Source organism: Actinokineospora sp. (genome assembly GCF_050699995.1).
Taxonomy (GTDB): domain Bacteria; phylum Actinomycetota; class Actinomycetes; order Mycobacteriales; family Pseudonocardiaceae; genus Actinokineospora.
In genome coordinates this window covers 1-1,992 of sequence record NZ_JBOHGC010000216.1, presented here as the reverse complement: position 1 = coordinate 1,992, position 1,992 = coordinate 1, and the positions used below count along the sequence as shown (strand labels likewise).

General features: G+C 69.7%; 1 protein-coding gene. It reads left to right on the top strand.

Going from position 1 to position 1,992, the window contains the following annotated elements:
- Window positions 1–416: 416 nt before the first annotated feature.
- Window positions 417–1,745 (top strand): IS701 family transposase, encoded by a 1,329-nt coding sequence (locus tag ACRDSQ_RS11885; protein ID WP_431420947.1) that lies wholly within the window; start codon window positions 417–419, stop codon window positions 1,743–1,745.
- Window positions 1,746–1,992 lie beyond the last annotated feature (247 nt).

Sequence of the window (1,992 nt, the reverse complement as noted above, 5' to 3'; positions counted from 1 at the left end):
GGCTTGTACGGCACGCCGCCGGCAGCGCAGGCCACCGCGTCGACTCGACCGACCTGCTCGTACATCGCGGCGATCGAGTGCGGGTCGCGGATGTCGACCCTGACGTCACCGCTGCTGCGTGACGCGGTGACGAGCTCGTGGCGCGCGGTCAGGGCTTCGTGAACCGCGGTGCCCAGGCGGCCATTCGGACCGATGAGGAGAATGCGGATGGTTGTCCTCTCGAGTTTCGGGATTCTCGGGGGCTAGGAGCGCGGGTGTGATGCTCGGCGCGGGTGGCGCCGGCGGTGGCGGTTTGCGGGCCTGAGCAGGCGAAAGGAGGGGTGGCGGCGACCCCGAATCCGGTGGGTGTCAAAGCCCATCGGGCCGCGGGGCGCTGGTGACGCTGGCCGTGGCCCTTTCACCGGGGGGTCGCCGCCGTGTTGCAGGTTCCCACTTCGCTCGCTGGTCTGCTGTCCCTCTTTCGCCCGGCGTTCACGCAACCGACATTTCAGACGTTCAGCGCGCTGGTGGTCGGGTTCGTCGGGCGGGTCCGCGACTGCACGATCACGGGGATGCTGCAGGCGGCCGGGCTGGCCGGCGGGTGGCATCACAGCCGCGCGCATGACTTCTTCGCGCGGCGGCGCTGGGACCCCGACGAGCTCGGACTGGTCTTGCTGGACTTCCTGGTGTCGGTGTTCGTCAAGGCCAGCGCACCGATCCGCTTGGCCGTCGATGACACGCTGTTCGGGCGCTCGGGGCGGCGCGTGTGGGGCGCGCACTACCTGCACGACGGCGCCCAGCCCGAAGGATCCGGGCGCCGCACGCGCTGGGGCAACTGCTGGGTCGTTGTGGTCCTCGTCGTCGAACTTGAGTGCCTGGGCGGCCGGCCGATCGGGCTTCCGATCCTGTTTCGCCTGTTCCGGCCCAAGGACGCCAAACACGACGACCGCCCGTCGCAGCCCGAGCTGGCCAGAACGCTGATCGACATGGTGCTCGCGCGGTTCCCGGCCGGGAGCGTGGAGCTGGTCATGGACGGCGCCTACGCGACCAAGGCCTGGCGCGGCCTGCCCGAGCGCGTCACGGTCACCACACGGATGCGCTCAAACGCCGCCGTCTTCGCGCTCGCGCCGCCGCGCACCGGCAAGCGCGGGCGGCCGCCGCTGAAGGGCGCCCGCCTCGCCAGCCTCGCGCAGCTGGCCGCCAGCGCCGTCTTTGCCCCGGTCACGATCACCGGGCCCGACGGACGCAGCCGCGTCGAGCACGTCTGGAGCACGACCTGCCTGTGGTACGGCCCGTTCCACACGCGGCCGGTCACGGTCCTGCTGATCCGCAAGCCCGACCGCACAGACGGCTTCGACGTCGCGCTCGCCAGCACCGACACCACCGCCACCAGCGAGCAACTGATCGCCCGCTACGACAGCCGCTGGACGATCGAGACCGCCCACCAGGAGGCCAAGAACCACGGCGTCGGCCAGGCCCGCAACCGTGTCCGGCGCGCCGTCGAGCGGACGGTCCCGTTCGGCTTCCTCGCCCAGACGATCACGATCACCTGGTACGCCCTGCACGGCAACCCAGACGCCGACCTTGACGCCCGCCGCCGACAGGCGCCGTGGTACCGCCAGAAGACCACGATCAGCTACAGCGACATGCTCGCCGCGCTGCGCCACGAGCTGATCCGCCACGAATATTGGGCACAAGCACCCGCCGCGACCAGCACGCCACAAATCACGCCCGCCCAGTCACGATCACGCCTCGCCGCTGCGTGAGATCGCGAAAGTCGAGTGCCCTTCTCCGCACGGGTCGTCGCCATTTGGCAACTCCTCCCTCGACATCGACGACGCTAGGTGTCCTGACTCCAACGAGTGGCCACGATACCGGACGGTTGCGGGGATCTGGTGGCCCCGGCCGAGGTGTATCACGACATTTGACACATCTGGGAAGGGGGTTTATGGTTCCGTCGTATGGCTCTTTCTCTAGTCCAGCAGCGCGAGACGCCATGGCCCACCCCGAGCG